Below are 26,704 nucleotides of genomic sequence, written 5' to 3'. Positions count from 1 at the left end.
ATTTCCCCCTCATTGGTACGATTTGAACAACGATTACTGTCCGTCTTCGGCGTCCAGCCATTCCGATATGCGCGGAACCATCTGCGTAAGCGGCATATGCTCCATCTTCGGTCCGGGCAAGGAATACAAAAAGTATTTACCGTAGTATGATTCAAGGATGCGTGTATCATAAACAACCACGATGCCGCGGTCTTGAGAAGAACGGACCAGTCGTCCGAAGCCTTGCTTAAATCGGATGACGGCTTGCGGTACGGACAGCTTCATGAAAGGATTTTTCTTTTCCTGCTGAAGCCGTTCGCTCTTCGCTTCCACGAGCGGATGGTTGGGCGGCTGAAAAGGCAGTCGGACAATCGCGAGACACGTGAGAGCTTCCCCGGGGATGTCCACCCCTTCCCAAAAACTGCTTGTGCCTAGCAATACGGATGCTTCTTGCCCTTGAAAACGGCGGGTCAGCTTGGTTCGGCTACCGCTGTCCATGCCTTGTCCGATCACGGTTATGCCTTCATCCGCCAGAAGTTCCTTCAATGGGTCGTACACCTGCCTCAACATCCGGTAGGAGGTGAACAATACCAGCATCCGTCCTTTGGTTTTGGCCGCCGTATCCGCAAGGGAGCGTACCAGGGTGTTCACAAAGTGGTCGTCGCCCACGTTCCCCTTCACGCTCGGAAAATCCCGCGGAATGACAAGCAATGCCTGTTCCCGGTAATTGAACGGGGAGGGGAGCATCGACGTAATCAGCTTTCCCTGCTCGGAGGCATCCGTCAAGCCCAATTGGTCGATCATATATTGGAACGATTTATCGACCGATAAAGTAGCAGAGGTCATGACTACGCTTTTTTTCACATCAAAGAAATAGCCCTTTAACTGCGCGCTGACATCGATCGGAACGGCAAAAATTTGCAGCGATTTGCTTCGGAAATTGCCGTTTCCTTCGATCCAATACACGGTATTGATATCCTCAAGCTTCATGAAGAAACGCAAGGCGTCGCGTTCGGTTCCAAGATCCTTAAGCAGCCCGTTGATATCCGTGATCAGGCTTTCGTAGCCCAAATCCTGTTCGTCGTCCTTCAATTCGGCCAAAAGTTTTTCGCCTTTTCGCAGGACATCGCCCAGCGTGACGTAAATCTGGTTTTCCAGAGCGACGAGCGCGTCCCAACCCTTTGGTTTCTTGTCCGGTCTAAGCCGATAAACGAATTGGCCCGGCTCTCCCGGCGGAGCATCTCCGCGTTCCGGCATAAGCGCAAACAACTGCTCCGACAACCGGTCCCAATGTTCTTTCACATCGAGCAGGGAAGGATACAGATTGTCTATGACGGAACACCACTCCGCGGATTTTTCGGCGCCCGATTGCTGGAGCATGGTTCTCAGGTTCGGGAATTGCCCCGTTTTGCTGTCCTTATAAAGCCGTGTAAGCGTATGAACCACCGTGAAGTATTTCATTTGCAACCCGAGATGTTTTCCCGCCACATCCTCCAAATGATGCGCTTCGTCAATGACGAGCCGCTCATAGGCGGGAAGCAGCTGGTGGCCTGCCTGAATGTCCGTGAATAGCTTGGAATGGTTCGTAATGACCACATCCGCCACCCCGGCTTCATGCTTCGCCTTATGATAATAACATTTACGAAACCACGGGCAGGCGCGTCCCAGACAGGAATCAGATTCGCTGGCCACCGTTTCCCAGAAGTCTCCGCCGCGGTTGCCGAGGTTGAGTTCCTCGTCATCCCCCGTCTCCGTCTGCGCCAGCCACACAATCAATTGCGCGGCCGTCATCACCTCTTCTTTCGGTGTGGCAAAATCTCTTCTACTAATTTTATGTTCAAATTTGCGCAAACACAAATAGTGTTGTCTGCCTTTGAATACGGCCGCGCGGAACGGAAACGGCACGACCTCGGTCAGCAAAGGAATGTCCCTTTCCCTTAACTGCTCTTGCAGATTGATCGTATGGGTGCTGACCATGACCCTCTCGTCCTGCTTCACGCTATGATATATCGACGGAAGCAAGTAACCCAGCGACTTTCCCGTTCCCGTGCCCGCCTCGACCAGCAGGTGCTTGTCCTCGTCAAAAGCTCGGCTCACTTCGCCGAGCATGACACTCTGCGCTTCGCGTTCTTCATAGTCCGGAAGCTTTTCCTTGAGCCGTTCCTTGACCTGCTCCATGAACTGTTCGAACGAAACGTCCTGCAGCGGATTGCCAAGCATGGAGCTTCTCGCAGGCTCGATATCCATCCAGTCGTCTACCTGAAGCGCGAACTGACGGTAATACGTAAACCCGTCCGGACTTGGTTCCGAATTCAACTGCCTTTCCTGCAGCATCGCATCAAAAAACCAGCCCAAGTCGCTATCCTCCCCGGCAAATAAATCCGCCAGCCGTTGAAGGACAATTAAGGGTAATCCGGCCAATTCTTCCAGGCACTTCAAAAAAATAAGCGCGGTCGCAAGCGCATCGCTGTCCGCCTGGTGAGGACGTTCATGCTCCACCCCGAATTCGGAGGCGACCATGCCCAGCTGGTAAGTCGTTAACGACGGAAAAAAGATTTTCAAAAAATCCATCGTGTCGAGAATCCGCCCGGTAAAAGGCAAATATCCCGATTTATCCAGAGCGCTCTGTAAATAGTTGAAGTCAAAAGCCACATTATGGCCGACGAGAACGGCGTCATCCAGCAAAGGGACGAGTTCCATCATAACTTCATCCAGCTCCGGCGCATCTTTGACGTCATCTTCCGTAATCCCGGTCAGTTTCGTGATAAACGGCGGGATCGGGATGCCCGGTTTTACATAAGAATGAAAAACGCGGGAAACCGTCAAACTATCATCTATAATGGCAAGCCCCACTTGAATAATGACATCAGAGGACTGGTTGCCTGTCGTTTCAAAATCGAGTACGGCATATTTCATTACTTCATATGTCCCTTTCGTTCCAGTCTCTTTTAAAGCATAACAGAAGTAGGCCGTTTTGAAAATTGTTCACATTTGGGGCTTCCCGGCCGAAGGACAAAACAAAAGCGATGCGTTCCTGTTAGGAAACTAAGCATCGCTCCTCGTTCTTACAACAATGATGTCAGTTCATTCCCGTATTTCAGCTTGCCGGAGCTGTGCATGCACGCCTCCAGGTTTGCCAGCGGCTCCGCAAGCGAAGGGTCGTGAACATGGGCCAGCGTAAAATATTCCTTCGCTTTGGTTCTAACGCCCCGCTGCGCTTCGATGCATCCGAGCGCATTATAAATAATGGATCTGAGGCGTTTATTTTCGGTGCCCTCCAGCACCTTCCAGAAATGCGGCACGGCTTCCCCGCACTCGTCAAGATACATATGGCACATGGCCAGGTAAGTCCGAGCCACGGCACTGTCCGGAAACTCGTCGAGCACCGCGCGAAATTGTTCCAGAGCCTGGCGGAACATCAGCAGCTTGTAATAGCCTTGCCCTTTTACGAACGCACCGCATTTCATTTCGGGAATTTCGCAGCTGCCGGCCAAGCTGGCCCAGGTTTGACGGAATTCGGCCATTTTTTCTTCAAAGTTCAGCCATTCTTCAATGATGCCGTCGCTCATCGCTTTGAGCAGATGCCATTTCCTTGCCAGCTCCTGCTTTTGATCGCCGATGGCAACCGGGTAAAATTTTATGATATCATCCAACATTTCATTCATTTCCGCAAACATATGCTGAAACATCATCCGCATCCCACCTTTAACGAAAATGAAATCAGTGCGCCATGTATTCATTTTTTGTTTCGGGCGCCGATTTCATTCCCGCAGGCAGTAATTGCATAGCGGGCCTCAGTTAGCGGACGGTGGCGTGCAGCTCCTGGCTGGCCGTTTCAACCGGACGGTTGTTTTCATCCACGAACACTACCGTCGGTTTATGGGTTTTCAGCTCTTCCGCCGACATTTGGGCATAAGAAATAATGATGACGTTATCGCCGGGCTGAACCAATCTCGCAGCCGCTCCGTTCAGGCAGATGACGCCGCTTCCGCGAGGTCCGGGAATGACGTAGGTTTCCAACCGAGCCCCATTATTGTTGTTAACGATTTGCACTTTTTCGTTTTCAAGCAAATCGGCCGCTTCCATCAGGCTTTCGTCGATCGTAATGCTGCCGATATAGTTCAAATTCGCTTCGGTGACCGTAGCCCGATGAATTTTTGATTTCATCATCGTTCTATACATGGAGATTTTCCCCCTTCTTCGTTAAAAGGACATTGTCGATCAAACGCGTTTTCCCGAATTTTACCGCCAGCGCCACCAAAACGTCTCCTTCAACATCCCGAAGGGAGGCGTTTTCTTCCACCGCGCCTAGCGCCGGAAAATGCACGATTTCCACATAATCGATGACGGCCAGCGGCTCCGCCATAATCGCTTCCTCAATCGCTTTGCGCGCCTCGCCTGTGATGATTCCGTCTCCCGCTGCCACGGAGGCCTGCAGTCGAAGCAAGCTTCTTGACAGAACAAGGGCCGCTTTGCGTTCTTCGTCGCTTAAATAGACGTTTCGCGAGCTCAACGCCAGTCCGTCGCTTTCGCGTACGATCGGGCAAGGCACGATGCTGACATCAAAGTTGAGATCCTGAACCATTTGAGCAATCACGGCCGCTTGCTGGGCATCTTTTTGTCCGAAATAAGCGTTCGTCGGCCCCACGATGTGAAGCAATTTGCCCACTACCGTCGTCACGCCGTCAAAATGTCCCGGTCTTGAGGCACCGCACAGCCCTTCCGTCAAGCCCTCGACTCTGATTTTAGTCTTGGTCGGCTGAGGGTACATTTCTTCCACGCTCGGCAAAAAGACCGCGTCCACCCCTTCACGTTCGGCGAGCGCCAAATCCTTCGCCTCATCCCGCGGATAACGCTCGAAATCTTCATTCGGACCGAATTGGATCGGGTTGACGAAAATGCTAAGCACCACGATCTCGTTTTCCTGCCGTGCCCGGCGGAGCAGGCTGGCATGGCCTTCATGCAAATATCCCATGGTAGGGACAAGACCCGTTTTCGGAAACTTCCCTTCCCGGGCGCCGCGAACTCTTTCTTGTTTCAAAAATGTTTTCAAGGCTCCGATTTCCCTGAATACGTTCATTGACCGGCTTCCACCTTCCCTTTTCCGTATAACGATTCAAGCACGCCATCTTCGGCGGAGAACACGTGTTTTTCTTCCGGAAAAGCTTTATTTTTCACATCATTCACATACTCTGCGATCCCGGTGCGAATTTGGGCACCGATGTCGGCATACGTTTTGACGAATCGTTTCTCGCGGTATTCCGGAGTGTATTTCAGCAAGTCGTGGAAAACAAGCACCTGCCCGTCCACGCCCCTTCCTGCTCCGATCCCGATCGTAGGCACGCTGATTTCCTTCGAAATTGCCGCGGCCACTTCGTCGGTGACCAGCTCCAGCACGATGCCGAATACGCCGGCCCGCTCCAACGCCTTGGCATCCTCCAGCAGCCTCCGGGCGTCCTGCTCATCCTTGCCCTGCACGCGGTAACCGCCGATCTGGTTCACGGATTGCGGAGTCAGCCCGATATGCCCCAGCACCGGCACGCCGGCCTGAACAATGGCCTGAACCGACATCGCAATCTCCGCGCCGCCCTCCATTTTCACGGCATGGGCGCCGCCGTGTTGCATAATCTGACGGACTGTACGCAGCGTCTCGTCGATGCTTCCGTGATATGTCATAAACGGCAGGTCGGCTACGATAAACGTATGCTGCGCGCCTCTGGCAACCGCCCGGGTATGATATACGATGTCCTCGGTCGTAACCGGAATCGTCGAGTCATACCCCAGCACCACATTGCCAAGCGAGTCGCCGACAAGCAGCACATCGACCCCCGCTTCTTCCGCAAGCCGTGCGGAAGGATAATCATACGCGGTGATCATCGTGATCGGTACGCCGTCCCGCTTCATTTTTTTCATTTTCACAATGTTCAATGCCTGTTTTCCTACCATCTTGCTTTCCATCTCCCTTTGGTTTACTTTGCCGGGATACCACATCAATTATGGCACGACAAAAAAACCTTTTAGTTAGGCACTAAAAAGGTCCGAAATCCAAAGAAGAGTCGCTATTCGCTCGTTCTTTCTGTCTCGGTCCTCTTCGGCTCAGAGCAGAATCCAACGTCATATGCGCCAAACTCCGTAGCTTTGCATAAAGGCAAAGCAACTGATTGTAGTGTGCCCTCATGAGTGCAGTTCGCATCCGTGATACCGCCTCATGAGGACAGTATAACAAAAAAATAATGATTTTACATCAACCAAGTTGTACATCGCCTGAGAAAATCGTCATTTCGTTGCCGTTTTCGTCCAACAAAACCAGCGCGCCGGATTCGTCCAGCATCTCCGCCTTTCCCCACACTTCTCCACGGGGGGTTTTGACGGATATCCGTCTGCCGAGCGTTACAGACAGCGCCTCCCATAAATGTCTGATCGGCGTAAAGCCCTCCTCTTCATACAGGGCATATAGCTGTTCCAGCTCGTTTAGGACAGCCCCGATCAGCTCGGATCGATTCTGACTGCTGCCGGCTTCGATTTGCAGCGACGTAACGACCGGATGCAACTCCTCGGGAATATCCTCGAGGGTCAAATTGACGTCAATGCCGATCCCGGCGATGCAGTATTTGATCATTTCATCTTCTCCGGCCGATTCGATCAAAATGCCGCAAATCTTTTTGCCGTCGACCAGTAAATCGTTCGGCCACTTGATGCCCGCATTCACGCCGCTTACGGATCGGACTGCCCGACAGACGGCAACGGCGGTCAGCAAAGTGAGTTGGGGCGCGAAGGATAACGGCCTTTCCGGCCGGAGCAGCAGACTCATCCAGATCCCTTTATGCGGCGGGGAATACCATTTTCGGCCTTGGCGTCCCCGCCCCACGGTCTGTTCCTCGGCAATGACCACCGTACCTGCCTGGGCCCCGCCTTCCGCAAGCAGCCTCGCTTCCTCTTGGGTCGAAGTCGTCACATCCATAAGCTTTAGCTTCCTGCCGAAAATGCGCGTTCGAAGCGCTTTTTGGATCGCTAGGGCCTCCAGCTTGTCCGGAGAACCAACCAGACGGTATCCCTTGCGGGAAACGGCTTCAAATTCATAGCCCTCTTCCCGCAGTTTATTGATTTGCTTCCAAACGGCTGCCCGGCTAATGGACAGCCGCCGGCTGATCTCTTCGCCGGATATGAATTGTCCGGGATGCTCTTTCAGCATATCCAGCAGTTTATGATGTTCCATGTTCATTCACCACTACTTTCGCTTGTTCCAAAAGCGCCTCACGCTCATTTGGGAGTTCGCCCGCGGCAACCTGCAGCAGCAGGCGATCCATCAATGGACTAAGCCAGGGTCCGCCTTTTTGCCCGAGATGCTTGATCACGTCTCCTCCGCGGATGGCAATTTCCCGCAAAGTATGCACGGGAACCTCCTTATGCCATTTTTCCGCCTCTTGCAGCAGTCGACCGCGATTCGGAGAACCGTCGCCATGCTCGCGCTCGGTCCGCAGGAGCCGTTGTTCGCGAACGATCCACCCTTCGGCGACTTCCTTCCCGAATCGGAGCTGGATTTCGATCCATGCCTTTCGAAGAGCCTTCGGATCGTCGCTCCCCCTTGTAAGATCACTCCAGCTTTCATCAAAAAGGATGATCTCTGACGTTCTTTGCGAAGCCGCGTTGGAAAACGTCCACGCCTTCATCAAATCCGCCGCGCTCTCTCCCGGAACGCGAAGCCGCTGCAGAAGCAGCGACCATCTTAATTCCGGACGTTCGGGCGGACAAATTTCGATCGATTGGAGCCGGATATCGTGAATTTCATTTTCGGGAGCTTCGAAAGCGGTCTTTGGCACCGGCGCCTTGACGTATTGCAGCAGGCCGCTGCGTTGCAGCAAAGCAAGTCCTCTGAGCGGCTTTGGGCCGAGCATCATTTTTTCAAACTCTATACGGATGCGTTCCGTAGCGATATAGGCAATATGCGTTCTTCCGCTCCTCATGGCGGACCATAGGCTTTTCACCGGCCTGAAGCCGAACACGGAAGCAAACCGGATCGCTCTGACCATCCGGAGGGCATCTTCATCAAACCGTTCTTTGGCCCGGCCGACGCAACGGATGATCCCCGATGCGATGTCGCCTTGGCCGCCGAAAGGGTCTGTCAATTCCCCGTTTGCGTCCGCGGCAATCGCGTTCATCGTAAAGTCGCGGCGGCGCAAATCTTCCAGTAGAGCGTCTACAAACTCCACGCTCGAAGGGCGCCGGTGATCCTCATATGCCGATTCTTTACGAAACGTCGTCACTTCGTAGGGATGTCCGTCCATGATGACCGTGACCGTACCGTGCTGAAGCCCTGTCGGCACCGTGCGATCGAATAAGGCGATCACTTCCTCCGGCCGGGCCGAAGTGGCGATGTCCATATCGTGAACCGGCCTGCCCATCAGCTCGTCGCGCACGCAGCCGCCGACGAAATAGGCTTCATGACCGGATTCCGTAAGTCGGCGCAACACCGCTTCCCCCTGACGACGCATCAGGGGGTCTACCATCTTCCAGCGGTTCATGATTTGTAACCTCCAACCGTTCATTTCATGGGAAAGCCCGGTTCCAAATGATCCTCAGGCCCGGTTAAAGCTTGGCACTTTCCGCTCCAGTACCCGGTAATAGATCGATTCGTAGACCGAGGTGATAATTTCGCTGCTGAATTCGTTTTTGGCGCGGTCCAGGCACGCTTGCCGAATGCGTTCCGCTAGCTTGGGATCCTTGAACAGGGATATGCAGTACTCCGCCATTGCGTTGGTATCCCCGATCGGAGCAAGAAACCCGGTCTCTCCGTGGGCGACCAGTTCGGGAATGCCTCCGGCCACCGATCCGACCGTAGGGATCCCGCATGCCATCGCTTCTAGCGCGACGAGCCCGAAGCTCTCTTTTTCGGAAGGGAGCAACAGAACATCCGCCATTGAAATGACCTGGGCGATATCATCCTGCTTACCCAGAAAATGAACCCGATCCTCGAGTCCCATCTCCTTGATCTTCCACTGCACCTTCGGCAGGTCCGGCCCTTCGCCGACAAACAGAAGCTTGGAAGGAACCTGACGGTTCACTTTTTCAAAGACGTCCACGACATCGCTTACCCTTTTTACCGGTCTGAAGTTGGAAATATGCATGAGCACTTTTTCTTCCGGCTTGGCGAAATCCTGGCGGCATGCGCAGACCTTCCGAGGATAATATTCCCTTTCATCCACGAAATTGTACGTCAAATCGATGTCACGCGTAATGTCCAGAACCTCGCGCGTCTCCCGGATCAAATCGCGGGAAACCGATGTCACCGCATCGCTTTCGTTAATCGCCAGGCGGATCAAATCCTTCAAGGATTCATCCTGGGCAAGCACGGTAATATCCGTGCCGTGCAGCGTCGTTACGACCTTCAGTTGGTCTCCGACCATCTGTTTGGCCAAAAAAGCGCAAACCGCATGAGGTACGGCGTAATGAACGTGCAGGACATCCAGGTTCTGCGATTTGGCGACATGAGCCATTTTCGTGGCCAGCGACAAATCATAAGGAGGATAGCGGAACACATAATAATCGCTAACCTCTACCTCGTGATATTTGATGTTCTTGTGAAAACTGCCGAGCCGAAAAGGGACGCTGTGGGAAATGAAATGGACTTCATGTCCTTTTTCCGCAAGCAGCTTCCCCAGTTCGGTCGCAACCACCCCCGAGCCTCCGAGCGTCGGATAGCAGGTGATGCCTATTTTCAAAAATGGGTCCATAAGGCGGGGGCCTCCTTTTAAGTTCATGTGCACTCGTATAACAGTCTATGTTCGCCTTGACCCGAAAAGATTGACCAGATAAGGTGTTTTTACCGCAAAACCTTCCGCGTATGGTATCAGTTTTCGCTGTCCGAGCAGCGCATCCCTGGCCTTGACTCGTTCCACATACCCTTGCGTCAAGGGGGTTGCTGTTCTATCTTCATCTTCCGATGCCTGACCGAATTGCGAACGGTAGCTGCCGAGAGCTTTTTCTTTAATCGGATAAACATCCGTGACGTCCACCAGCAAATCAGGTGTCTTCCAGTCATTGATGAAATAAAAATAAACTTCAGGTTCTTGAATGGCCGGCTTGTCCGGCATGTACCGGCGCAGCTTGGCATTGAAAGCGGCTTGTTCGATCAACTTGCTGCAAGCTATGTGATCCGGGTGACGGTCTTCCCAGTAAGGTGCGAAAATTACGGCCGGCTTATATTCGCGGATGACTTCGGTCACCGTGGCGATTTGCTCCGGCGAGCCCGTTAGGCCGCGATCCGGCAAGCCCAGATTAAGCCTTACCGCCACGCCAAGGGCTTCGGCCGCCTCAGCGGCTTCCTGTTTTCTGAGCTCGACATTGCCGTTTGAAGAAAGCTCCGCTTCGGTCAAATCGCATAAACCGATACGGAATCCGGCTGCGGCATGCTTGGCGATCGTGCCGGCCATCCCGATTTCCGCATCGTCGGCATGGGCTCCGAAAATAAGGAAATCCAGTTTTTCGCTCATTGTCCCAGCCCCGGTTTGTTTTGTTCCACGAGCTCGCGCCAAGCAAAATCACCCCGGTCCAGCGCCCGGACCAAAATTTCCGCCGTCGCCAAATTCGTCGCCACCGGAATGCCGTGCACATCGCAAAGACGAAGCAATGCGGTAATATCCGGTTCATGCGGTTGCGCCATCAGCGGGTCGCGGAAAAACAAAACAAGGTCCATCTCGTTTTGCGCGATCAATGATCCGATCTGCTGGTCTCCGCCGAGCGGACCGGACAAAAAACGGTGAATCTTCAAACTCGTGGCTTCCATGATTCTCATGCCGGTCGTGCCGGTCGAATATAATTTTTTATCCTTAAATACATGCTCATAAGCAACGGCAAAATTGACGAGATCATCTTTTTTACGGTCATGGGCGATAAACGCTACATTCAACATCTTCTTATGCTCCCCTTATCAGTCCACAAAATGGTCAAATCCGTAGATCATTCCTTGATATTCCAGCACCCGTTTGATCGCCAAATTGACGCCTGGCATATAGCCTGCGCGATCGTAGGAATCGTGACGAATTTTCAGCGTCTGTCCGAAGCCCCCGAAAACGACCTCCTGCTGCGCAAATACGCCCGGAAGACGGACGCTGTGAATCCGGAAGCCGTTATAATAACCGCCTCTTGAACCTTCGATCGTCTCTTCTTCCTTCGGGTTTCCTTGACGGATTTCTTCCCGGTTCTGCGCGATCAGCTCCGCGGTTTTGATCGCCGTCCCCGACGGGGCGTCCAGCTTCTGATCTCCATGATATTCAATAATTTCGAGATGTGGAAAATACTTCGCCGCCTGTGCGGCAAACTTCATCATCAGAATGGCGCCGATCGAAAAATTCGGAGCGATCAATCCGCCTATGCCTTTGTCCCGGCACTGCTTGTCCAGAAGTTCGATTTGCTCCGGCGTGAAGCCGGTCGTCCCGACCACCGGAGCTACTCCGTGCTTAATCGCCAACTCTGTATTCGAATAAACGGACGCCGGCGTCGTAAAATCGACCAGCACCTGCGGCTTTTGTTCCACAAGCGCCAGTTCGAGGTCCGATGTTATGTTTACGCCGCATGCGGGCATGCCTGCGATCGTACCCGCATCGGCCCCTTCGTCGCTGATGCTGATGGCTGCCACCAGCTCCAGGTCCGGGTCCGTAAGGACCATTTTTACGACCTCTTTTCCCATTCTGCCGGCCGCTCCCGCAACAGCTACTCTAATCTTGTCTCCCATCTTGATCCCCCGATTCTCTGGAATAATGATTAATTCATATATTTCTTGATTCGTTGCGTTAACTCCCGCAGTTGTTTGGCGGTAGACTCGTCTTGCGGCAACGCGGCCGCTTCCGTCAAAGCTTGAAACGCTGATTCGTACTTTCCCAGCTCGGTATAGGCAATGGCCAGCCAGGCCTGGGCATCTACGGAGAGCGGATCCAAATGAACCGCCCGTTCCAGCAAATTTGCCGCGGACGAAGCCGCCGGGGCCGATCTTGGCGGATTGGCTTCATTCGCGGAGCCATCCCCTTCCAACAGCCGTTTGGCCATCATAGTCAATTCTTTGGACTGCATGCGGTCAAAGTGCAGTTTGAACTCTTCCTGCTCCGGCTCCAGCGCCGAAGCCAAGCGGGCATGGGCCATTGCTTTCTCCAGCCGGTTGCTCCGGGCGCAGGTGATGGAACAGCGGTAATGAATATCCGCATTGTCCGGTTCCAGGGCAAGCGCCTGTTCAAACCACTGGATCGCCTGCTCAAAATCATTTTCGTAGATGCTGCGGTAAGCTTTTTTTAAATAATCCTCCGCCTTCATATGCCGCCCCCCATTTCATGGGTGATTTGCTACAGCATATGATGCAAGGACCTATTCGGTGTCCTTTTTCGTCCAACGATCCGCGTCCCGGGTATTGAATTTATGCATGACTTTATCATGCGCCTCCGTCAGATCTATGCCAAGCGAGTTGGCAAAACAGATCGTAATGAACAAAATATCTCCGAGCTCCAGCTCGATGGAATTGTCGGCTTCATCCGCTTTCTTCGGTTTTTCGCCGAAGGTATGATTCACTTCCCGTGCCAGCTCCCCGACTTCCTCGCTCATCCGGGCCAGCATCGACAGAGGACTGAAATAGCCTTCTTTAAACTGGGATATGTACCGGTCGACTTCCCTCTGAAGCTCTGCGAGAGACTTTTCCTTCAAGAGCGATCCCTCCGTCTTAAGTCTGTTTCATCCCTATGTTAACGTAAAGCCCATTTGAAAACAAATCCTTTTTTAATCTCCACGGAAGAAGGTATACTAGTATGGAATGTAAAAATAACCAACCACAACGACAGGGCGAGGGATCAATCGAAATGAACAGCAGCAAAGTGGAAGGCTACTTGAAAACGATACTGCCGATACTGCTCGGCACCGCTATCTATGCCTTCGGACTACTCTATTTTATTATACCCAATCAATTGATGGAGGGCGGCGTTACCGGGGTAACGATCCTGCTGAAGTATGCTTTCGGCATATCGCCGTCGCTATCCAACTTAATTCTTAACATTCCGCTATTTCTGCTCGGGTGGAAAATTCTCGGGGGCCGTCAGATCATTTATACCGGAATCGGGATCGGATCCTTGTCTTTTTTTCTTTGGATTTTCGAAAAAATGATAGAATCCGGCTGGATCGAAACGTTTAAAACCGATTTTATTCTCGCTTCTCTATACGCGGGGGTCACGCTCGGTGCCGGGCTCGGCATCGTTTTCCGGTTCGGCGGCACGACAGGGGGGTCGGACATCGTTGCCCGGATTCTGGGCCGCAAATTCGGCTTCAGCATGGGTCAGGTCATTTTGACGATCGATATCATCATCATCGGGTTGTCGCTATTTTATGTAGACAAAGAGAACATTCTCTACACGCTCGTCGCCGTATTTATCGCGTCGAAAGTGATCGACTTTATCCAGGAAGGGGCTTATTCGGCCAAAGCGTTGACGATCATTAGCGATCATGCGCCCGATATGGCTGAAATCATTACGAAAGAGATGGAACGCGGAGTCACCCTGATCCCGGCCATCGGGGCCTATTCCAAGCAATCGAAGTACATGGCATACTGCGTCGTATCCCGTCAGGAGATCCGGAGGCTCACGGAAATCGCCAAATCCGTCGATCCCCGGGCATTCATTATTATCAGCGATGTCCATGACGTTCATGGGGAAGGTTTTAGGGAAGAGTAACGAACAAAAACCGCGGGGCAATAAATATGCCCTGCGGTTTTGTTTATTTAAAACCTGTAACTGTCCGCTCTGTCTTTTTTGCCGTGCACCGACATGACCGCCTGATCCGCCCGATATTTACGAAGTCCCGCATATACCAGCGCAAGTACGATCCAGCCGCCGATCAACAGTCCCCAATTCCATGGATCTCCGTAGCCCGTTATCGGAAAAAAGACAGGCTCATCCGCTCTCCGGCCGAATAACTCCTTTAGTAGTCCATCCGCCTGATCCAAAGCAGCGCCCAAGGCTTTTTCATCCATGGCATTTTCGCCGCTCAGCCGATCCGCATAAGACATCCAGGTATCAAAACGGTTAATCCCGGATGCGTCTCTTCGAATGACCGCGGCGGGCCGTATTACCTCGTAATGCGATTTTAACGATAGATAGGCTTCCCTGACTAAGGCCTGACTGCCTTGGGCTCTCCCTTTTTCCATGGAGTCCAGATCATCCGACATGACCTTATAATATTGCAGCCATAACGCTTTATCCTTGTGAGTCAAGCTGTTGACGGCCAACCTGAGCCTTGCGGATGACTCGCTCCAATCCTCCCGGGAAATCCGGACGTTGACCAGCGTTTCGCGCACTTCCATAATGCTCTCCGCCAGAGCGTGAATTCCTTCCACCGAGGTCAAGCCTTTAAAGGAAAGGCCTTCCAAAGAATCGGTGAGCAGCTCCATATTTTGAAGGGCCGCTTGAGGATTCACTTCTTGCATATTCCGGTATAGTTCCTCAGCTGCCTGTTCAAACCTTGCCAGTCTTTCTTTGCGCTCGCGCTCCTGAATCCTTGCTTCCTCTGAAGGCGACCCGCCGGACGCCTCCGCTGAGGCGTATAAACGGCTCTGCGGCAGCAATCCGCCGGCGAGCACCGAAATACAAATCAATATGGACCATAACCATTTTCTTTTCGCTGCACCCACGGACAATCCCCTCCTTACCAACATGGTATGGCGGGTTGTCCGCGCTTAGAACTTCGCTTTCTTTCTACCGGCCGACTTCATCGCCAACCAGCCGGCGGCGATGCTGGCCAATGTCAGGCATACCGTGAATACCATAACCGCAGATACATCGTCCCACAAGGTTTCCGGAAGCCAAGGATACACGCCGTAAGTATAATCCACCGTATCGTTCAGCAGCGTCCAAGCCCCTGCGCAAAGAAGCATACCTGCCCCGAATTTGTACATACGGACAAACAAAAGCGCTTCAACAGCCATGGCCAGATGCGAGCATACAAGCATCCAATCCTGCCAGATGAGGTCTCCGCCTTGGGCTGCCCCCGCAAAGATCATGCTTACCGCCCAAATCCCGTATTTCACGCTGGTTACGACCGCCAGCCCCTCGATCAATGTTCGGAGCCCTCTCCATTTATCCAAGACAGGGAACAGCAGGAACAGAAGGGATAAGGTAAAGAATAAGCTGGCCGTAGGACTGTCCGGGACAAACACAAGCTGCCATTTCGCATGATGTTCCCAGGTGTACCGTAACTGGCCGTCATACCAAATATAACCGTAAACCGTTCCCAGCAGGTTGCAAATAAACAATAACCACAGCATGCTTTTGGAAGTCAAAAATTCGCGGCTCCAGAAGAAGGATAATTTCAAGCTTCTACCCCATTTCGATATGTAAAGATGAAAGATTAAAAAAAACCTGACCGCAGCACGATCAGGTTTTCACTTTCTTCTATTTTACTGTTCGGCTTTTTGTTTCGCAAGCCATTCGGCCAAATGGTCGACATCTTGATCCGTTAAGCCCGCGCCGATGGCGGCTTGATACATCGGAGGCATGTTGTTGTAGCCTTCCTTGATGATCGTCAGGATCTCTTCCTTGCTGTGCTTGTCGCCAACGCCTCGCAATGAAGGTCCTGCCGCACCTTTCAAATCGGCCGCATGACAAGTGATGCATGTCGCGGTTTTGTAGGTTTCCATCGCGGGATCATCCTTATCGACGATCGCGATTTCTTCCGTCTTGATCGCGTTTGAAGTCGGCAAGCCTTTCTCACGGTTTTCCCTTGCCTTTTCTTCGCGTTGGATATGCTCCGGTTGCGTACCGGAAGCTTCCAGCTCATGCTTGTAATGCGTCCAAGCAAAGTTCGTCAGGTAAACCAACGAAACCAGCGAGAGGAACATCAACGCGGATGCAATCGGACGTTTGTAAAACCGGCGTTCCTTGCCACGGTCCAAAAACGGTGCTAGCAGCAACGCCCCGAAAGCGACGGTCGGGATTCCCAATGTTCCGAGGACGACATAGTCACCGGAAGCATAAGGATATTTCAAATATTGGTACAGGAACAGGAAGTACCAGTCCGGCATCGGAATTACCGAAGCGCTCGGATTCGCCGGGAAGCCCAGCGGAGCCGGTTCCGAAATGGTCAGTACGAGAAAGCCGACGAGAACGACAACCCCTACCATCCATTCCTTAAGCAAAAAGTTCGGAATAAAGGCCTCCGATTTACCCGGGTAAGCCGTATAGTCGGGAGGTGTGATAAACCCTTTACCTTTGCGGACGCGGGAATCTCCGACAAATACGACCTTTTCCTGTTTCGATTTGTCTCCATGAGCCATGTGAATGCCTCCCTTCTTAATTTATTACAGCGGGCCGGAAATCCCCTGTCTGCGGATCATGATAAAGTGTCCCACCAGAAGGATCAGCAGCACGGCCGGAAGGAAGAACACGTGAATGGCGAAAAAGCGCGTCAGCGTTTCGGCGCCGACGATCGTACCGCCTTGCAGCAATTCCTTAATGACCGGTCCCAACACAGGGACGGAGTTTGCAATTTCCAGCGTAACCTTGGTTGCAAAGTAAGCTTTGTTATCCCAAGGAAGCAGGTATCCCGTCAAACCGAGTCCGATCATGACGAAGAAGATGAGCATGCCGACAACCCAGTTCATTTCACGCGGCGCTTTGTATGAACCTGTGAAGAAAACGCGCAACGTGTGCAGGAACATCATAACGATGACCAAGCTCGCTCCCCAGTGATGCATCCCCCGTACGATTTGTCCGAATGCGACCTGAGTTTGCAGGTACTCGACACTGTTATAGGCATTAATGATATCGGGAACATAATACATGGTCAAAAACATTCCCGACAGAATCTGGATTACTGTGATAAAAAACGTCAGACCGCCGAAGCAGTATACAAACGCCGAAAAATGATGGGCCGGGTTAACGTGTTCCGGCACTTCATGATCGGCAACATCTCTCCAGATCGGCGTGATGTCAAGACGTTCGTCAATCCAGTTGTAAACATTTTTAAACATCCGAATCTACGCCTCCTTATTTCACGATGGTATTCGGGATGATTTCTCCCAAGTAAACCCAATCGTCCTTCAGCATCACCTTATATTCGTCGAGCGGTTTCGACGCTACGGCAAGCTGTTTTCCTTCCTTCGTATAATGCGCGCCGTGGCAAGGGCAATGATACTCATCCGGATAGTTCTTGTCGTTATTCCAGCCGACCGTGCAGCCCAAATGCTTACAGATCGGTGAAAGCGCATAAATTTTCCCGCTCTCGTCTTTGCGAATCCATGCCGTGAGACTCGCTGTGCTTAAGTACCATCCGTCCTGCTGCTTCAATTCGAAGTTGAATTCCTGAGGCTCGTTTGTGATTTTACTTACCTCAACCACCTTCACAAAAGCGCCTTCGTTCTTCTTCTGCAAAATCGGATCAACGGCAAAACGAACCATTGGTAGCGTCACGCCCGCAGCCATAAAGGCGGTAGCGCCTCCCAGTGTATATGTAAGAAATTGCCGACGGGACATTTCCTTACGTACGGGCGGTTTATGCGATGCTTCATGCTCTTCGTGCTGATTGCTCATACTGTCTTCAACCCCCTTTGCCAACCAATTCTTTCTCCGTTCTTCTTGGTCTTTCTTCGTTTTCAATGACAATTATCACACTAATGTGCAAGACATATTTATAATATATTAGCCTTCTGAGAGCGTCAAGAATTTGACACATCTTTTCCACGATTCGGAGGGAAACGCCTCAAAAGTGTCGATAATTTGTCACAATCAACCCTTGCTCCCTTCTTGCCACAACCGTTGAATTTCGCTCTTGATTTGCAAGCTTGCAGATTTATCGTCCGCGTCCGGGAATTGAGCCGGAGTAAAGACCAAGTCGGCTTGAGGCAGGCTGTTCCGATCCAGTTCAACCTCGGCCGAGATGACGATCGCAAACTTAAAGCCCGCCTGTTTGACGTGATGACAAACCTCATTGATTTGAGAAGCAATCTCCTTGTTTCCATACTGAAAAGAAGGATATGTAACAATTCTGCCTTGAAAAGGTACTTCCACCCAATCCATGACATCCCTTAGCTTTTCCAATGCCCCCGTCACTTCATACGGCTGTTCTTTGCCCGTTAACCCCGTTACGGGAATTAGGCAAGTGTCCAGGTACGGACGCAGCTCTTCCCAGCTCTTCTGTTCTACTTCGCTGAATTTCATCCAATCTCTCCTCCTTATTATCTATACATATATAATACAAAGAAAAAAGAATGCCCGGGAAGGCATTCTTTTTATTTATCCAATGTCTTCAGTTCATCCGTAAGAAGCCGGAAGGCCTGCTCGTCACCTTGTGCCAGAGCATTGTCGATCTCGCTGTAAATTTGCTCCGACCGGTGTTTGCGTAACGCCTCGTCCCAAATCATCTCCGCCGCCAAACTGAGCATTGCTTCATAAGTCACCTTCATCTGATCCATAGGATGCACCTCCAACCGTAGTGTTAAGAGATCCTATATTCTTTTCCCTTGATCACATAGCTTTCCGCTGTCAATTTCATTCGTTGCAAATCTTTCTCGGTCAGTTCTCGGACAACCCTTGCCGGCGAACCGAGGGAAAGAGTATAGGATGGTAATTTTGTGTTTTCCGTGACGAGAGAGCCTGCTCCTACTAAAGCATATTCACCGATCTCGGCTCCGTTTAAGACAATAGCCCCCATACCGATTAATGTGCCTTGGCCTATCGTGCAACCGTGAATGATGGCCCCATGGCCGACCGTTACGTCATCCTTCACGATGAGCGGCTGTCCCGTATTCACATGCCCGATCGCCCCGTCTTGAATGTTGCTCCGATTGCCGATGACGATTTCCGCCAAATCTCCCCGGAGCACCGCGTTGAACCAAACGCTCGATTCCGCGCCGATTCTGACATCTCCGATCAGTTTCGCGCCCTCCGCGACAAATACCGTCGGATCCAGGATAGGCTTTTTCCCTTGATAATCAAGCAGCATGATCGTCACACCCCCATGATTAATGCGTTCACATTGATTGGGAGTGATTTTAACAGTCCGTCCGCCTGTTGTCAACGAGCGCAAAACGTGTCTTTTACTGATTTTTCACCAGCTTCTGAACTGCGGCCCTGCCGAACGGGGTCGTCTGCAGATAGGTTTCTCCCAGGCCGTTATCTCCAAGGCGTACCATCCCCAGATGCAGCATCATTTGTAGGATGCGCTGTTCGAAAATCGATTCGGGGGAATCGTAATAGAAAGGCTTGATCAGAGTCGACATCCCGGCAAAGAGCGAAGACGCCGTCACCCAATCCCTGGAACAACGTTCGATCCAATAAATCAAAGAAACTAAGTTAGGGATCGGCCCTTTATAAAGTCTTAACCAAAAGGCGACGAACTGCATCATGGGTTCTCGTCGCTCTTCCTGCAAAAACGTCTCCCCCGCCGCAGTCACTTGCAAACATTCCCTATCCTCTTTGATCAGCTTGGCATGGCAGGCATAGTCATACAGCAAAGCAAAGCGGTTCGGATAATCCTTGAAGCGGCGGCCGTACCCGAAACGCCAGCCCCGGCCGACAAGGGGCTCGGAAATATGCAGAGTCTCCAGAATTTGTTGCTGGTTCCGCCGATACATCACCCCTTCATTATTAAGAGGGACCTCATGCTTCCGTATATATTGCAGTAACAGGTTCAGGTCTTCGGAGAGCAGGTCCGGCTCCTCCCTGTACATGGAAGGTTCGCCGCCGGACTTCACGACTTCGGCTCTGAAACGGTGTTCCAAAGCGTCACGGAAACGCCGTTTTAAGTCTTCCGGCACTTCAAACAAATATTTGGTATGATGGGTCGTCCCTTGAAACAGCCATCCTCTCTGCCGGAATCTTGCAATGATGTCTCTAGGGCTTTCCCGTTCTCTCGCGTCTTCCGTAAAACGCGATTGCTGTGCACAGGCGATTAGCTCTTCCAGACTGAATTGGCGGCGACCGTCAAAAATCAGACTGTTCAGAAAACGCAAATCTTCCATACTCATACCGCCGACATGATGTTCGATAAACTCCCTGCGCCCGATGGTTTGCAGAATCGATTGAATCAATTCGTGCTTGGAATTCCCGTTGCATTCGCATTGGTAATGGTTTGCTATTCTGCTGAGCTGTCCGATATCGGCATACGTAAGCATGTCCGCCAGATTCATATCATCCCGCCTCGCCGTTTTACTACCATTATGGGATTTTTTTCATAATTTATTCGTTTTTTGAACGTTTCCGCGCAAAAACAAAGCAACCCGGCAAAATGCCGGGTTGCTTGATCCTATTTCACTTCTTCTTTCAGTTCATCTAGATGGCGTGTGCAATTGTATAGACGGAGCCTCCAGCTGGCCTCCTCTTTCTCGAGAATCGTTAACGCCAAGTTGCCGATTCGCTGGGTGCACTCCTCCTGGTACAGCGCCGCTAACAGCTGGGCCAACAAACCACCGTGCGTAACCGCGAGCACGTTTTTGTCGCCGTATTTTTCTCCCAGATCCGTCAAAAACGCAAGTGCCCGCTTTCGCAAATCCTCATCTTTTTCCTGACCGAGCTCAAGCAGGTTCCAATCGGCGCCCCATTTTGCCTCTCTTTCAAGCTGGGTCAAACCTTCAACCTGGCCAAAAGCCCGCTCGATAATTCGTGAATCCGGGTCATAAAGGGGAATGCCCAATTCATCCGCTATAATTTTCCCGGTTTCTTCCGCACGAGACAAACCGCTAGTAATTACGAAATCCCATTGATATTCCCGGTCTTGAAGCAGTCTCGTCGCCAATAGCCGGGCTTGTCTTCGGCCTTCATCATTCAGCGGAATGTCGGTTTGTCCCTGTATTCTACCCGCTGCATTCCATTCGGTCAGTCCATGACGGATTAAACCAACAAGCATGTTTTCCCCTCCTATAGGTCTAGCTCGGTTGTTAATTCATTATATCAGCTTAAAACAAAAAACGCTTCACTTCGGCCTAGGTCGAAAGAAGCGTTATAATCTTGTTCCTTGAATCTTATCTGCGGTATCTGCGAATCCCTCTCCAAGAAACCACGGCCAGCATCAATCCCGCCATCGATAAAAGCATCCAATATTGAGGATATGCCGGACCCAGCTGAACGACAAAGGGTTCGACGATCCCGCGCGATACGCTTGGCAGCGTAAGGGTGAAGCCCGACGACATTTCGGAATCCGAAGTTGCCACCACTGCAGGCAATATGCCGGTAGCCAATTGTTCGGTTTTCATCATGTCGCTTGTCCGTCCTCCAAACATGTATATCAGGGAACTGAACAAAAACAACACCAGAAAGCAAGAGGCCCAAATAAAGACGCGCCGGCGGATCTTTCTCGGATATGCCTTGTCCCGGATATCCGGAGCCAGCCAAGGCGATTCCGCATAAATCCGGTCCATGACCCTGCGGTTGATTTCTTCCGCTTGTTCGTCGCTGATTTCGACCGGCAGAGCTTGAACGAAATCCAGACTTTCCATCCAGATTCGGTATTCTTCCGCACAAGACTCGCAGCCCAAAATATGCCACTCCAGCATTTTTCGCTGTGGATGATCCTCCGGCAAATCGGGGATCATTCCGAACAATTCTTGGGCCTCATTACAATTCATCTGCTTTTCATCCCTTCGTAATGCTCGTAAATCGGTTCGTAAAAGTAGGGTTCAAGCTGACTTTTAACACTGCTCCTCGCACGGAACAACAGCGATTTCACCGCACTGACACTCTGGCCGAGAATGCTGGCGATTTCCTGATAGTCCAACTGGTCGTACTCGCGCAAAATAAGAGCGGATCTTTGCTTTTCCGGCAAGTTGTTTATCGCTTCCCGAACTTTGCCGACCTTTTCACTCCGCAAAATCGCTTGTTCAGGAGCCACGTCGCCCGGGGCGACCGGCACAAAGCCGCTTTCCTCTAAAGGAATATTGGCGCTGCGCTGCTTGCGAAGCTCACTGAGCACCGTATTTCTTGCAATCGTGTACAACCAGGTGGAAAATGAAGCATCCACTTCACGGAAAGAATGCAAGCTGCGGAATGCTTTATAGAACGTTTCCGAGCATATATCTTCTGCGAGCAGCTCCAGATGAGCGCTCTTCAACATGTGGTATACGAAGGCCAATATTTTCCTCTGATACCGGCGCATCAGCTCCGAATACAGTTCCGTATTGCCTTCTTTAATTTCACGAATCATTTGGGAATCCGTCATTTGAGTAGCGATCCTCCTCGCCCATCCATGCACTTCTTCCCGTTCGATCCTTCTCTCTCATTATTACCGAACAGGATTCAAAAAGTTGCGGTCTACTATGTAAATTTTATTTTAAATTACTTAGTATTTACCGATAATCACCAAACATTATACCACGAATGCAGGGAATTCCAAATAAATTCATCCACTTGCAGGCAAATTCCCGGAAATTTGGGCCTTCTGGATCACAGTACCCTGACGGCAGGTTTTTGAAACGGTTAGCGCTGATTCAACGCGGCAATACCAAGCGCAACGGCACCTTTCAGGCCTGCATCATTTCCGAGTCCCGGCGGAACGATGTAATTGTCGATCCCTTCGCTCAGCTCCGGCGCGCTGACATACCCTTGAAGGGTGCGCTGCACCTCTTCCCGGATCAAAGGGAACAGATGGCTTTGCCCCATTACGCCACCGCCGAGGATGACTTTTTGCGGGGAGAGCATCAGGACCGAAGTGGCTACCGCCTGACCGATATAGTAGGCTTCCAGCGACCAAGCCGGATGAGATTCGGGCAGTTCGTGGCCTTTGACTCCCCATCTGCGTTCCAACGCAGGACCCGCAGCCACTCCTTCCAGGCAGTCCCCGTGATAAGGACAGCTTCCCGCGAAAGAATCTTCCGGATGCTTCCGAATAGGGATGTGTCCCCCTTCAGGATGAACCAGTCCGTGCACCGGCCGCCCTTCGGCGATAATGCCTACCCCAACTCCCGTGCCGATCGTATAGTAAGCGCAGGAACTAAGCCCCTTAGCCGCTCCCCATGTCGCTTCGCCAAGAGCGGCTGCGTTAACGTCCGTATCCCAGCCGAACGGAACATCGAATTTGCGCTTCAATGCACCCAAAAAGTCATAATTCGTCCATCCCGGTTTTGGCGTCGTCGTAACATGTCCATATAACGGACTGGCTGGATCGACGTTAATCGGACCGAAACTGCCTACTCCGAAAGCACTAAACTCTTTATCTTCAAAATAACGAATAATCTGCTCGACCGTTTCCTCAGGCTTCGTGGTCGGGAAACTGACCCGGTCCAAAATTTGTCCGTCCTCGGTTCCGATGCCGCAAACCATTTTTGTGCCGCCTGCTTCAATTGCTGCGATGTTCATGCTAAAAACGCTCCTTTGATGATGTTTGATTATAAGACGGCAGACTTTCCGCCATCGATATTTACTGAAGTTCCCGTTACGTAGGAAGCAGCGCCGGATGCTAAAAATGCGATAACATTGGCAGCCTCCTCGGCTTCACCGATCCGTCCCAAAGGAATGGCGTGCCTAGCGTAATCCTCCCAAGTAAGATCAGGCGCTGTCGCCCGCCATTTCCGTTCGATCTGGTCGCTATGGATGAGCCCGATGCAAACCGCGTTAACGCGTATTCCGTCCGCGGCCAAATCTTTGCTCATCGCCTTTGTCAGCGCCAGTCCGGCCGCACGGCTTACGGATGTCGGAAGCGACGCTTCTCCGGGTGTTTTCCCGCCGATCGCCGTAACGTTGACGATGGTTCCTCCTCCTTCGGCCTTTCGTAAATGCGGCAACGCCGCTCTGGCGCAATGAATAGCCCCGAACAGCTTCAAATCCAGATCCGCGGTCCAATTTTCCGTATCCGTCTCGGCAAACGGTTTGGCCGCGGATGTTCCGGCATTATTGATTAAGATATCCAGACCGCCGAGGCGATCCGAGGCTTCCCGGACGGCCCGCTCCGCTTCTTCCCGGATCGAAACATCCGCAGCGATCCAAATCGGGGCAATCCCCGTCCGATCCTCGATCTCACGTGCCGCAAGCTCTAAATTCGCTTCGCTACGCGCGACAATGGCTACTTTAGCTCCTTCGGCTGCAAGAAGCCGGGCCGTTGCCAGTCCGATGCCTTTGCTTCCGCCGGTCACGAGTGCTCTTTTATGCTTTAAGCCTAAGTCCATGTCTCGAACCTCCTAGTCGTCTTATCATCCTAACCCTATTCTAAACCAAACGACAAGAGCAATGCGATAGATAAGATTCAATTCATGTGGAATATTAAAAGATCTTACCCGAACATCACCGAAAAGCAAAAAAAAACCGCTTCCAAAGAAGCGGTGCTTGCTCACTACCGAGCAAAAGATATTGGATAGGAGTGGAGAGAAACCATACTGTACTTTTATTATATGTATACGTTTTCATTCTGTCAACACTTTTTTAGAAGCGTTTTCATTTTTTTATGAACAAGGCTTAAAAAGCCTTGTTCATCTAAATGTAGACCGAATAACCCAGCGAATTAAGGTGCTCTTTCGCCTTCTCCATTTCAGATTCCTGCCTGAAGGAAAGGCGCATCACGCCGGGTACGTCTTCCCTGCTCTCGATGATCTGCATGTTGCTCAAATTGATATGTCGCATCCCGAGCTCCGTGGCAATCTGTCCGATAATCCCGGGATGATCGGGAACATCGATATATAAATCGAACAACGACGTAATAGCGCCTTTCCGGCGTTCCGGAAGCTCTCCGCGGAATCGGTTCGCTTTCTCGAAAGCTTGTCTGATCCCGTCTCCGTCCCGCCCTTCAAGCATGGCGATAAAGCTGCCGATCTCATCGTTCCAGTCTCTGAGCAGAGACAAAAGAACATCCCGGTTGCTGAGGAGAATATCCCGCCAAATCAGAGGATCGCTGGAGGCAATCCGGGTAATGTCGCGAAAACCGCCGGCGGCCAGCGTACGGTACAATCCGTTGCCGGAGTTGTAATCGCAGATTTGATTGACCAGGGCAACGGCGATGATATGCGGCAGATGGCTGATCGCGCCGACGATCCTGTCATGCATGACGGGATCTACCCGGACGATTTGAGCTCTGGTATAGGCCAGCAGCTTCTCCAGCCGCTCATAAACTTCCTCGGGAACTCCCGGGGACGGTGTGAGCACGTAATAAGCGTTCTCGAACAGCAAAGTAGATGCCGCATCCACTCCCGAACGCTCTGACCCCGCCATCGGATGGCCGCCGATGAAATGGACGTCCGGCGCCGAGAAGCTTTGCGCCCTGGCCGCCACGGAAGCCTTCGTACTGCCGACATCCGTAATGATGCAGCCTGGCTTCAAGGGTAGCGAATATAGCTTTTCGAGATACTCTTCCAAATTACCGACCGGGACGCACAGAAAAATAAAATCGGCGTCCGTCGCCGCTTCCTCCATGGACAGCGTGGCGGCATCCACGACTCCTCTTTCGATCATCCGGTTCAAGGAGCCGGGACGCTGGCTGTGTCCGACGACCGTAATCCCCGGTTTCCCCTTCAGACACAGCGCCAGAGATCCGCCGATTAGCCCGACTCCGAATATAGCTACTTTAGTTGTTGTCATATTATCCACTCGATTTCGAAAAAAGTAGTGATTACTGGCTAGACGTTAGCCCCTCTAGAACTTAATACCTGCTCCAAAGCTGCGATGAATTTTGCGTTTTGTTCCTTCGAACCGACCGTAACCCGGATGTGGTTCGGATATTTTCCAAAACCGGCCCGAATAATGATTCCAAGCTTCAGCAGCGCCTGGAACATCTCGACCGCGGAGGTTCTTACATCCACCAAAATAAAATTCCCGTTGGCCGGAAAGTAAGAGAGCCCCAAACGATCGAATTGTTCGCTGAGGTATTGAATCCCCTCACTGTTCTTGGCACGGCAGTCGGCAACAAATTCGTGGTCGACAATCGACGCTTTTGCGGCGGCCTGACCGATTCGCGAAGTGTTGAAAGGCTCGCGCACCCGGTTGATCAGCTTAATGATTTCAGGCTGTCCGATTCCGTAACCGATCCGTAGGGAAGCCAGCCCGAAGATTTTGGAGAATGTTCTCAAAACGATGACGTTCGGATACTTGGACAACAGCTTAATGCCGTTTGTATATTCCGGATTCGTCACATATTCGGCGTAAGCCTCGTCGAGGACGACCAGCACCTGTTTCGGCACCTTGTCCAGGAAGGAAAGCAATTCGCGGTCAGGCACAATCGTTCCTGTCGGATTGTTCGGATTGCAAATCCACACGACCTTCGTCTTCTCGGAGATGGCCTCAAGCATCGCCTCCAAATGATGGACGCCGTCTTTCAAAGGAACCTCGATGCTTACCGCGCCTTCGATATCGGCATTGGTTTTGTAAACCGAGAAAGTTTGGTCCGCCATGACGGTTTCGTCTCCCGGCAGGAAGAATGCGCGAGTGATCAAAGCGATAATTTCGTCGGAGCCGCATCCAAAAATAAGCTGGTCCTTGTCGACGCCAAGATGCCCGGCAAGCACTTCGGTCAATTCGACGGCGCTTCCATCAGGATATAGGCTGATGTTTGCGAGCTCTGCTTCGATAGCTCCTCGGACGCGAGGAGAACAACCAAACGGGTTTTCATTGGAAGCCAGCTTGATCACTTCATCGAGCCCAAGTTCCCGCTTCACTTCTTCAATCGGTTTCCCCGGCTGGTATACCGGAAGGTTGACGATCTGGGGTTTCGGCAACATGTATAGTTCCTCCCTCGATATAAGACGTACGACTGAAAAAGATGCGTAGGCAAGTACGTAAAATGTTCC

Annotated in this window: 30 protein-coding genes; 1 reads left to right on the top strand and 29 read right to left on the bottom strand. The window is 51.8% G+C overall.

The annotated features are described in order from the left end of the window. Positions 1-33 precede the first annotated feature (33 nt). The 13 genes from dinG to ACSFXJ_RS11310 form a co-directional block, all read right to left on the bottom strand. Positions 34-2,895 (bottom strand): ATP-dependent DNA helicase DinG, encoded by a 2,862-nt coding sequence (dinG, locus tag ACSFXJ_RS11370; protein ID WP_435925319.1) that lies wholly within the window; start codon positions 2,893-2,895, stop codon positions 34-36. Between the two features lie 149 nt (positions 2,896-3,044). After that, positions 3,045-3,671: a tetratricopeptide repeat protein gene (locus ACSFXJ_RS11365; RefSeq protein WP_435925318.1), complete on the bottom strand. Its 627-nt coding sequence runs from the start codon at positions 3,669-3,671 to the stop codon at positions 3,045-3,047. Between the two features lie 106 nt (positions 3,672-3,777). Continuing rightward, on the bottom strand, positions 3,778-4,161 hold the full coding sequence (panD, locus tag ACSFXJ_RS11360; RefSeq protein ID WP_435925316.1) for an aspartate 1-decarboxylase: 384 nt from the start codon (positions 4,159-4,161) through the stop codon (positions 3,778-3,780). After that, positions 4,154-5,059, bottom strand: a complete 906-nt coding sequence (gene panC, locus ACSFXJ_RS11355) for a pantoate--beta-alanine ligase (protein ID WP_435925314.1) — start codon at positions 5,057-5,059, stop codon at positions 4,154-4,156. Before panC ends, panD begins: the two co-directional genes overlap by 8 nt. After that, positions 5,056-5,925, bottom strand: coding sequence for a 3-methyl-2-oxobutanoate hydroxymethyltransferase (gene panB / locus ACSFXJ_RS11350; RefSeq protein WP_435925312.1), 870 nt, complete (start codon positions 5,923-5,925; stop codon positions 5,056-5,058). The genes panC and panB overlap by 4 nt, the downstream gene beginning before the upstream one ends. A 298-nt stretch (positions 5,926-6,223) precedes the next feature. Further along, positions 6,224-7,195: a biotin--[acetyl-CoA-carboxylase] ligase gene (locus tag ACSFXJ_RS11345; protein ID WP_435925310.1), complete on the bottom strand. Its 972-nt coding sequence runs from the start codon at positions 7,193-7,195 to the stop codon at positions 6,224-6,226. Beyond that, the gene (locus ACSFXJ_RS11340) at positions 7,182-8,501 is read right to left on the bottom strand and encodes a CCA tRNA nucleotidyltransferase (protein WP_435925308.1); all 1,320 of its coding nucleotides are present in this window, start codon (positions 8,499-8,501) and stop codon (positions 7,182-7,184) included. Before ACSFXJ_RS11340 ends, ACSFXJ_RS11345 begins: the two co-directional genes overlap by 14 nt. A gap of 54 nt (positions 8,502-8,555) precedes the next feature. Further along, a complete protein-coding gene (gene bshA, locus ACSFXJ_RS11335) occupies positions 8,556-9,710 on the bottom strand; it encodes an N-acetyl-alpha-D-glucosaminyl L-malate synthase BshA (RefSeq protein WP_435925306.1) in 1,155 nt (384 codons plus the stop codon). Positions 9,711-9,755: 45 nt separating this feature from the next. Further along, positions 9,756-10,469 carry a bacillithiol biosynthesis deacetylase BshB1 gene (gene bshB1, locus ACSFXJ_RS11330; RefSeq protein WP_435925304.1) on the bottom strand — a complete coding sequence of 238 codons (714 nt, stop codon included), beginning with the start codon at positions 10,467-10,469 and terminating at the stop codon, positions 9,756-9,758. Beyond that, positions 10,466-10,888, bottom strand: a complete 423-nt coding sequence (gene mgsA / locus ACSFXJ_RS11325; RefSeq protein WP_435925302.1) for a methylglyoxal synthase — start codon at positions 10,886-10,888, stop codon at positions 10,466-10,468. Before mgsA ends, bshB1 begins: the two co-directional genes overlap by 4 nt. 18 nt (positions 10,889-10,906) lie before the next feature. Continuing rightward, positions 10,907-11,710, bottom strand: coding sequence for a 4-hydroxy-tetrahydrodipicolinate reductase (gene dapB / locus ACSFXJ_RS11320; protein ID WP_435925301.1), 804 nt, complete (start codon positions 11,708-11,710; stop codon positions 10,907-10,909). A 29-nt stretch (positions 11,711-11,739) separates the two neighbouring features. Continuing rightward, entirely contained in the window at positions 11,740-12,282 is a 543-nt protein-coding gene (locus ACSFXJ_RS11315) for a tetratricopeptide repeat protein (RefSeq protein ID WP_435925299.1), read from the bottom strand. A 51-nt stretch (positions 12,283-12,333) separates the two neighbouring features. Beyond that, positions 12,334-12,666, bottom strand: a complete 333-nt coding sequence (locus tag ACSFXJ_RS11310; RefSeq protein WP_435925298.1) for a nucleotide pyrophosphohydrolase — start codon at positions 12,664-12,666, stop codon at positions 12,334-12,336. 152 nt (positions 12,667-12,818) lie between these two features. Between ACSFXJ_RS11310 and ACSFXJ_RS11305 the strand changes: the two genes are divergently transcribed. Next, entirely contained in the window at positions 12,819-13,682 is an 864-nt protein-coding gene (locus ACSFXJ_RS11305; protein ID WP_435925296.1) for a YitT family protein, read from the top strand. Between the two features lie 47 nt (positions 13,683-13,729). Here ACSFXJ_RS11305 and ACSFXJ_RS11300 read toward each other — a convergent pair whose 3' ends face one another. The 16 genes from ACSFXJ_RS11300 to hisC form a co-directional block, all read right to left on the bottom strand. Further along, entirely contained in the window at positions 13,730-14,638 is a 909-nt protein-coding gene (locus tag ACSFXJ_RS11300; RefSeq protein WP_435925294.1) for a sporulation protein YpjB, read from the bottom strand. A gap of 45 nt (positions 14,639-14,683) precedes the next feature. Next, positions 14,684-15,319, bottom strand: a complete 636-nt coding sequence (locus ACSFXJ_RS11295; RefSeq protein ID WP_435925293.1) for a DUF1405 domain-containing protein — start codon at positions 15,317-15,319, stop codon at positions 14,684-14,686. Positions 15,320-15,403: 84 nt separating this feature from the next. Continuing rightward, positions 15,404-16,279 (bottom strand): c-type cytochrome, encoded by an 876-nt coding sequence (locus ACSFXJ_RS11290; protein WP_435925291.1) that lies wholly within the window; start codon positions 16,277-16,279, stop codon positions 15,404-15,406. A 24-nt stretch (positions 16,280-16,303) separates the two neighbouring features. Then, positions 16,304-16,975: a menaquinol-cytochrome c reductase cytochrome b subunit gene (gene qcrB / locus ACSFXJ_RS11285; protein WP_435925289.1), complete on the bottom strand. Its 672-nt coding sequence runs from the start codon at positions 16,973-16,975 to the stop codon at positions 16,304-16,306. A 16-nt stretch (positions 16,976-16,991) separates the two neighbouring features. Next, positions 16,992-17,534: a ubiquinol-cytochrome c reductase iron-sulfur subunit gene (locus tag ACSFXJ_RS11280; protein WP_435925288.1), complete on the bottom strand. Its 543-nt coding sequence runs from the start codon at positions 17,532-17,534 to the stop codon at positions 16,992-16,994. A 195-nt stretch (positions 17,535-17,729) separates the two neighbouring features. Continuing rightward, a complete protein-coding gene (locus ACSFXJ_RS11275) occupies positions 17,730-18,161 on the bottom strand; it encodes a DUF2487 family protein (RefSeq protein ID WP_435925286.1) in 432 nt (143 codons plus the stop codon). Between the two features lie 71 nt (positions 18,162-18,232). Further along, positions 18,233-18,415 carry an IDEAL domain-containing protein gene (locus ACSFXJ_RS11270; protein ID WP_435925284.1) on the bottom strand — a complete coding sequence of 61 codons (183 nt, stop codon included), beginning with the start codon at positions 18,413-18,415 and terminating at the stop codon, positions 18,233-18,235. A gap of 23 nt (positions 18,416-18,438) precedes the next feature. Next, the gene (locus ACSFXJ_RS11265) at positions 18,439-18,945 is read right to left on the bottom strand and encodes a gamma carbonic anhydrase family protein (RefSeq protein ID WP_435925283.1); all 507 of its coding nucleotides are present in this window, start codon (positions 18,943-18,945) and stop codon (positions 18,439-18,441) included. Positions 18,946-19,039: 94 nt separating this feature from the next. After that, complete coding sequence (locus ACSFXJ_RS11260) at positions 19,040-20,131, bottom strand: hypothetical protein (protein WP_435925281.1); 1,092 nt, start codon at positions 20,129-20,131, stop codon at positions 19,040-19,042. Positions 20,132-20,247: 116 nt separating this feature from the next. Next, on the bottom strand, positions 20,248-20,847 hold the full coding sequence (locus ACSFXJ_RS11255; protein WP_435925279.1) for a histidine phosphatase family protein: 600 nt from the start codon (positions 20,845-20,847) through the stop codon (positions 20,248-20,250). A gap of 115 nt (positions 20,848-20,962) precedes the next feature. Next, positions 20,963-21,565 carry a zf-HC2 domain-containing protein gene (locus ACSFXJ_RS11250; RefSeq protein ID WP_435925277.1) on the bottom strand — a complete coding sequence of 201 codons (603 nt, stop codon included), beginning with the start codon at positions 21,563-21,565 and terminating at the stop codon, positions 20,963-20,965. Then, positions 21,562-22,155, bottom strand: a complete 594-nt coding sequence (locus tag ACSFXJ_RS11245; protein ID WP_435925276.1) for an RNA polymerase sigma factor — start codon at positions 22,153-22,155, stop codon at positions 21,562-21,564. Before ACSFXJ_RS11245 ends, ACSFXJ_RS11250 begins: the two co-directional genes overlap by 4 nt. A 257-nt stretch (positions 22,156-22,412) precedes the next feature. Beyond that, entirely contained in the window at positions 22,413-23,291 is an 879-nt protein-coding gene (locus ACSFXJ_RS11240) for an ROK family protein (RefSeq protein ID WP_435925274.1), read from the bottom strand. Positions 23,292-23,320: 29 nt separating this feature from the next. Further along, a complete protein-coding gene (locus tag ACSFXJ_RS11235) occupies positions 23,321-24,097 on the bottom strand; it encodes an SDR family NAD(P)-dependent oxidoreductase (RefSeq protein WP_435925273.1) in 777 nt (258 codons plus the stop codon). 304 nt (positions 24,098-24,401) lie between these two features. Beyond that, positions 24,402-25,499, bottom strand: coding sequence for a prephenate dehydrogenase (locus ACSFXJ_RS11230; RefSeq protein WP_435925271.1), 1,098 nt, complete (start codon positions 25,497-25,499; stop codon positions 24,402-24,404). A gap of 38 nt (positions 25,500-25,537) precedes the next feature. Next, positions 25,538-26,635: a histidinol-phosphate transaminase gene (gene hisC / locus ACSFXJ_RS11225; protein ID WP_435925269.1), complete on the bottom strand. Its 1,098-nt coding sequence runs from the start codon at positions 26,633-26,635 to the stop codon at positions 25,538-25,540. Positions 26,636-26,704 lie beyond the last annotated feature (69 nt).

The organism is Paenibacillus salivarius (assembly GCF_051307165.1).
Lineage (GTDB): Bacteria > Bacillota > Bacilli > Paenibacillales > Paenibacillaceae > Fontibacillus.
The sequence above is the reverse complement of the archived record's forward strand: the minus strand, read 5'-3'. Positions and strand labels throughout refer to the sequence as shown.

What these genes read in the sequence shown, in the direction of transcription:
- qcrB (WP_435925289.1), bottom strand. Translation starts at nt 16,975, where the DNA reads ATGTTTAAAAATGTTTACAACTGGATTGACGAACGTCTTGACATCACG.
- mgsA (WP_435925302.1), bottom strand. Translation starts at nt 10,888, where the DNA reads ATGTTGAATGTAGCGTTTATCGCCCATGACCGTAAAAAAGATGATCTC.
- ACSFXJ_RS11240 (WP_435925274.1), bottom strand. Translation starts at nt 23,291, where the DNA reads ATGAACATCGCAGCAATTGAAGCAGGCGGCACAAAAATGGTTTGCGGC.
- ACSFXJ_RS11290 (WP_435925291.1), bottom strand. Translation starts at nt 16,279, where the DNA reads ATGGCTCATGGAGACAAATCGAAACAGGAAAAGGTCGTATTTGTCGGA.
- ACSFXJ_RS11315 (WP_435925299.1), bottom strand. Translation starts at nt 12,282, where the DNA reads ATGAAGGCGGAGGATTATTTAAAAAAAGCTTACCGCAGCATCTACGAA.
- dapB (WP_435925301.1), bottom strand. Translation starts at nt 11,710, where the DNA reads ATGGGAGACAAGATTAGAGTAGCTGTTGCGGGAGCGGCCGGCAGAATG.
- ACSFXJ_RS11275 (WP_435925286.1), bottom strand. Translation starts at nt 18,161, where the DNA reads ATGAAATTCAGCGAAGTAGAACAGAAGAGCTGGGAAGAGCTGCGTCCG.
- ACSFXJ_RS11235 (WP_435925273.1), bottom strand. Translation starts at nt 24,097, where the DNA reads ATGGACTTAGGCTTAAAGCATAAAAGAGCACTCGTGACCGGCGGAAGC.
- ACSFXJ_RS11265 (WP_435925283.1), bottom strand. Translation starts at nt 18,945, where the DNA reads ATGCTGCTTGATTATCAAGGGAAAAAGCCTATCCTGGATCCGACGGTA.
- ACSFXJ_RS11345 (WP_435925310.1), bottom strand. Translation starts at nt 7,195, where the DNA reads ATGGAACATCATAAACTGCTGGATATGCTGAAAGAGCATCCCGGACAA.
- panB (WP_435925312.1), bottom strand. Translation starts at nt 5,925, where the DNA reads ATGGTAGGAAAACAGGCATTGAACATTGTGAAAATGAAAAAAATGAAG.
- ACSFXJ_RS11230 (WP_435925271.1), bottom strand. Translation starts at nt 25,499, where the DNA reads ATGACAACAACTAAAGTAGCTATATTCGGAGTCGGGCTAATCGGCGGA.
- ACSFXJ_RS11245 (WP_435925276.1), bottom strand. Translation starts at nt 22,155, where the DNA reads ATGACGGATTCCCAAATGATTCGTGAAATTAAAGAAGGCAATACGGAA.
- ACSFXJ_RS11255 (WP_435925279.1), bottom strand. Translation starts at nt 20,847, where the DNA reads ATGCTTGTTGGTTTAATCCGTCATGGACTGACCGAATGGAATGCAGCG.
- ACSFXJ_RS11270 (WP_435925284.1), bottom strand. Translation starts at nt 18,415, where the DNA reads ATGGATCAGATGAAGGTGACTTATGAAGCAATGCTCAGTTTGGCGGCG.
- panD (WP_435925316.1), bottom strand. Translation starts at nt 4,161, where the DNA reads ATGTATAGAACGATGATGAAATCAAAAATTCATCGGGCTACGGTCACC.
- ACSFXJ_RS11340 (WP_435925308.1), bottom strand. Translation starts at nt 8,501, where the DNA reads ATGAACCGCTGGAAGATGGTAGACCCCCTGATGCGTCGTCAGGGGGAA.
- ACSFXJ_RS11280 (WP_435925288.1), bottom strand. Translation starts at nt 17,534, where the DNA reads ATGAGCAATCAGCACGAAGAGCATGAAGCATCGCATAAACCGCCCGTA.
- ACSFXJ_RS11260 (WP_435925281.1), bottom strand. Translation starts at nt 20,131, where the DNA reads ATGAATCTGGCGGACATGCTTACGTATGCCGATATCGGACAGCTCAGC.
- bshB1 (WP_435925304.1), bottom strand. Translation starts at nt 10,469, where the DNA reads ATGAGCGAAAAACTGGATTTCCTTATTTTCGGAGCCCATGCCGACGAT.
- ACSFXJ_RS11365 (WP_435925318.1), bottom strand. Translation starts at nt 3,671, where the DNA reads ATGATGTTTCAGCATATGTTTGCGGAAATGAATGAAATGTTGGATGAT.
- panC (WP_435925314.1), bottom strand. Translation starts at nt 5,059, where the DNA reads ATGAACGTATTCAGGGAAATCGGAGCCTTGAAAACATTTTTGAAACAA.
- bshA (WP_435925306.1), bottom strand. Translation starts at nt 9,710, where the DNA reads ATGGACCCATTTTTGAAAATAGGCATCACCTGCTATCCGACGCTCGGA.
- ACSFXJ_RS11250 (WP_435925277.1), bottom strand. Translation starts at nt 21,565, where the DNA reads ATGAATTGTAATGAGGCCCAAGAATTGTTCGGAATGATCCCCGATTTG.
- ACSFXJ_RS11305 (WP_435925296.1), top strand. Translation starts at nt 12,819, where the DNA reads ATGAACAGCAGCAAAGTGGAAGGCTACTTGAAAACGATACTGCCGATA.
- hisC (WP_435925269.1), bottom strand. Translation starts at nt 26,635, where the DNA reads ATGTTGCCGAAACCCCAGATCGTCAACCTTCCGGTATACCAGCCGGGG.
- dinG (WP_435925319.1), bottom strand. Translation starts at nt 2,895, where the DNA reads ATGAAATATGCCGTACTCGATTTTGAAACGACAGGCAACCAGTCCTCT.